4 protein-coding genes and 1 pseudogene are annotated in these 3,819 nt (G+C 67.5%); all 5 read right to left on the bottom strand.

The annotated features are described in order from the left end of the window. Positions 1-185 (bottom strand): annotated as a pseudogene (locus tag IJH84_RS05445) (amidohydrolase); the annotation flags it as partial. A gap of 8 nt (positions 186-193) precedes the next feature. After that, positions 194-1,501, bottom strand: coding sequence for an MSMEG_0569 family flavin-dependent oxidoreductase (locus IJH84_RS05440; protein WP_295141027.1), 1,308 nt, complete (start codon positions 1,499-1,501; stop codon positions 194-196). Next, entirely contained in the window at positions 1,498-1,797 is a 300-nt protein-coding gene (locus IJH84_RS05435; protein ID WP_295141024.1) for an MSMEG_0570 family nitrogen starvation response protein, read from the bottom strand. Before IJH84_RS05435 ends, IJH84_RS05440 begins: the two co-directional genes overlap by 4 nt. 512 nt (positions 1,798-2,309) lie before the next feature. Then, positions 2,310-2,828: a fibronectin type III-like domain-contianing protein gene (locus IJH84_RS05430; RefSeq protein WP_295141021.1), complete on the bottom strand. Its 519-nt coding sequence runs from the start codon at positions 2,826-2,828 to the stop codon at positions 2,310-2,312. A gap of 549 nt (positions 2,829-3,377) precedes the next feature. After that, positions 3,378-3,819 (bottom strand): DUF1214 domain-containing protein (locus tag IJH84_RS05425; RefSeq protein ID WP_295141018.1); only part of this gene is annotated, 442 nt, incomplete at its 5' end.

The following is a 3,819-nucleotide window of genomic DNA, read 5'->3' as shown; positions in this document are numbered from 1 at the left end:
TCCGGCACGCCGTAGTTCGGCAGCACCAGGGCCCGTTCGGTTCCCTCGGAGTCCAAATCGGACAGTAGTTGGTCGACGGTCGCCCGCGCGGTGGTATCGGGGTTGATGGCCGGTCCACCGTAGAAGGGGTATGCGGGCAGCACGCCGAGGTGCCGGTGGGCGTCGACGACCAGTCGGTCGTTCACCGTTCTCCTCAACTCATCAGGGGTGCGGTGGACAGCGACGGCGGGCCGGTCAGCGTGCCGCACACGTCGGTAATGCGGCGGGCCGCGTCGATCCGCTCGGCGTGGTTGTGCGCGTCCTGACCAACGCCGTCCCTCCGGCCGGCCCCCCAGGGGTCCTGCCAGGGCACCCCGAGGAAGTACTGGCCTGGAGCGCTGGTGACCCCGCGCCAGTGCGTCGGGTAGCCGCGACCGTCGAACACCGGGATCTCGATCCAGGTGTAGTCCGGCCGGAACCCGGTGGACCAGATGATCGAGGTGACCCCCGCTGCGACCAGGTCCAACTCGCACGGAGGGGTCGCCGGATCGGGCTCCCACACCGGCACGTACCGAGCCTCGGCAGGAGCGTCGATGCCACGCGCATCGATGTAGGCGTCGATCGCGTCCTTGATGGACTCCATCACCTGATCCGCGGAGTCCAAGTTGGACTTCAGGTCGCCGCCGAAACCAGCTGTGCCGTCGCCGACATCGAGCAGATGACCGTAGAGCCGCATGCCCTCGGACACGAACCGGCGCAGATCGATGTCACGCCCGCCATCGCGCCCGGTGACGTAGTGGTTGACCCGCATGCGCACCTGGGCAGGATCGGCGAACTCGTCGATGTTCTTGGCGTAGTGGCCCATGTCGTCCAACCACGCCACGCAGTCGCGCCCGCGGTAGAACCGCGCCACCCGAGGCGCGTTGCCAACCGCCAAGTGCACGCCCCGCCCGGCGAGGTGCAGGTCCTCGGCGATCTGCGCGCCGGACTGGCCGCTGCCGACGACCAGCACATCGCCCGGCGGCAGCGCATCGGGACTGCGGTAATCAGCCGAGTGCAGCTGCGTGATCCGGGCCGGAACGCGTTCGGCGATGCGCGGTGTGCTGGGCACGTGGTAGGCGCCGGTGGCGACGACCACCTGCTCGGCGGTGAGCTCCCCGGCAGTGGTGTCCAACAGGAACGTGCCCGTCTCGGTGCGCCGCTGCCTGGTGACGCGCATGCCTTCGACCAGCGGCGGACCGAAGGACTCGGCGTAACTCTCCAGGTAAGCCACGATCTCGTCTCGCACCATGAAGCCGTCCGGGTCCGCGCCCTTGTAGGCGAAGCCCGGCAGAGCGCACTGCCAGTTCGGTGTGACCAGGCAGAACGAGTCCCAGCGGCGGGACCGCCAGTCGTGGCCCAGCTGCTCGGCTTCGAACACCACGTGCCGGATTCCCCGTTGCTGCAGGCAGTAACTCGCGGACAGTCCGGCCTGTCCGCCGCCGACCACCACGACCGGGTAGTGAATGTCGGTGAGGGTCATGACGTCCTCCCGGGCGGGCGAATCAGCGCTTCGACGGTGACCCGGTCGTCGGCGCGGTGGCCGTCGGCGGTCGCGGTGATCTCGGCCAGCTGACCGGCCGCGGCGGTGCAGCCCATGCCGAACTTGGCCCGCACGCGATCACTGGCGATCTCCAGCGCCCGTCGGCTCCGCTCGACGAAGTCGGCGACGGTGTAGACACCACCAGCTTCGAGGTAGTCCTCGACGACCGTGGATGGGGAGTAGCATCGCTGGACCGCACCGTCCGGCCAACGCACTCGGAAATGCATTTCGGGCATTGGTCCTCCAGGAGCAGGAATTCGAGGGAGCGCCTCGTCGCTGCTGATGGGGACCATTCCAGCCATCGGCGATTTCCGAACGAAGACATCCGGAATAACGGACGGTTTCGTTGAACGGGGCCAGGTTTCCGTCCTATTGACGGTCACCAGCCATACTGGACTGATCAAGGCAGTTCGGGCGAGACGAACCCGACCCGGCGCGGGCACGCCGGCGCCTCGACCTCGGAAGGACCGGGCGCCGGTGTGAGTTAAGCTGCGGTTACTTGGCGCTCCTGGAGCCGGGCGCAGCACTGCGACCCGGGAACACGACTACGTCCGCCGAGCGATCATGTCGATGTGGTCGAGTCGATCACTTGACACCAAGCAGATCGCGAGCGCGCGGAATAAGTGCTGCGTGCTTCAGTGGTCCGAACTGGCTGAGCAGTGTCAGCACGTCGGGGCGGGCCTGGTCTAGGCCCGCCCCTCATGTCACTTACCGCATGGCTGCCGGTACTTGGCCGGGCGTCGTGGGGTCAGGACATTTCCTTGAGTGGGCGTTCGATGTCGGCTTCGTCGGCGGGGAAACCGGCTAACTCGAGCAACGTTCGAAGGGGTGCGCCGAGAACGGCCTGCTGGCCCGAGGGCTCGCTCAACAGGTCGCCCATGCGGCCGCGGACACCGCCCCGGTGGTCGATCAAGTCGAGCAACGCGGGGCCGGCTTGTGGGTGCTGCTGCCACTCCCCGAAGGTGGACCACGCCGTGAGCGGCCGGCTGATGGGTTCGCCCGGCAGTTCCACCTCCGCGTGCAGGCGGATATCCCGCGACGAGGATCCGATGTGGACACCGACCGGGCCGCCATCGAAGCACCATCCCAGGTCTGGGACGTAGTGCTGGAGGTGCTCGCGCTCGACGGGGATGGACACGCGGCTGCTCTCACCCGATTCGAGACGGATTTCGCGAACGCCCGTAGCTCCAGGCGCAGGCGGCGCGGCGCTGCCACCCAGCGAAACACAGCTGGCCTTCCGGTATAGCTGATGAGCTGCGAAAACCACCCTCGACGCGACTGAGGCGAGACCGTAGTCTCGCCTCAGCTGAGGTCCGGGCTCCCCAAGGTCAAACCCGTGAGGTAATTCTGTGTCCGAGGGGACTCAAGTCCCGCTGCGTAGCGGATCCGCGCAATGCGCGTCTCCATGCGGCGATCGTAACCTCTCTTGCTGCCGTTCCCAGCTCGATCTGCATAGCGGGCCACGTAGCCGGATCCCGCCCGCATCCTGCTCGAGCGCTAGATCGCCCCGAAGGGAGTTCAACGGATGGGAGGGCGCTGATGTGTGGCTGGCACCGGCTTTCCCGCGGAGGCGGCGAAATCCCCGTCGGGCTCGGGAGGACGAGAGGTGTCGGTTGGTGTGGCGCCGTCATGGTCGAGGTCGCGTGCTCGTAGGGCGACTGCGGCGCGGTGGCCGACGTTTTTCGGTTAGCGGGCGCGGTATGAGGGTGTCTAGTGCTGGCTCGTTGCCGGTGGTGGCGGCGATGTGTCCGGGCGGAAGCATCTGGGCAATCGGGGGCGCGCCCCGACATGTCGCTGCGGGTGATGAGTGGACAGATCAAGGCATCTTTCGCAGGAGCATCGGGATTACGGGTGGTGGATCCCACTCCGTGGTCGTCGGTCGGTAGAGCCTGAGCATCAGGCGGAACGGCCCCGCGGGCACTGGAAGCCGGTTCGCCGTCGTGTCAGGTCGCGCGGCGCTGATCTCGATGGTCAGCGACCCGTCCGGGCGGTACGTGAGCCGGGTTGTGCGGTCGCTGATGGCGTACCGGCCGGTCTCGTTGGCCACCAGCAGGCCCTTCGCGTGGTAAGCGGTCAGGGACCAGAACGCGCGGACCGGAGGCAGCGATCCCGCCTCGAAGGTCAGCCGGTAATCGTGCGCGCTGCCGTCGAGGAGGTCTCCGTTGGAGTCGACCTCGCACACCGGGTACAGCGCTTCGGCGACGGGATTGATGAAGATCTGCGAGTGGGCCTCGGCGGCCCGCAAAAGGTGGTCTCCG

The organism is Saccharopolyspora sp., assembly GCF_017434145.1.
Lineage (GTDB): Bacteria > Actinomycetota > Actinomycetes > Mycobacteriales > Pseudonocardiaceae > Saccharopolyspora_C > Saccharopolyspora_C galaxeae.
This window is presented reverse-complemented; position numbering and strand designations above follow the sequence as displayed.

Coding starts and splice junctions, on each gene's coding strand:
- IJH84_RS05440 (WP_295141027.1), bottom strand. CDS start 1,501: ATGACCCTCACCGACATTCACTACCCGGTCGTGGTGGTCGGCGGCGGA.
- IJH84_RS05435 (WP_295141024.1), bottom strand. CDS start 1,797: ATGCCCGAAATGCATTTCCGAGTGCGTTGGCCGGACGGTGCGGTCCAG.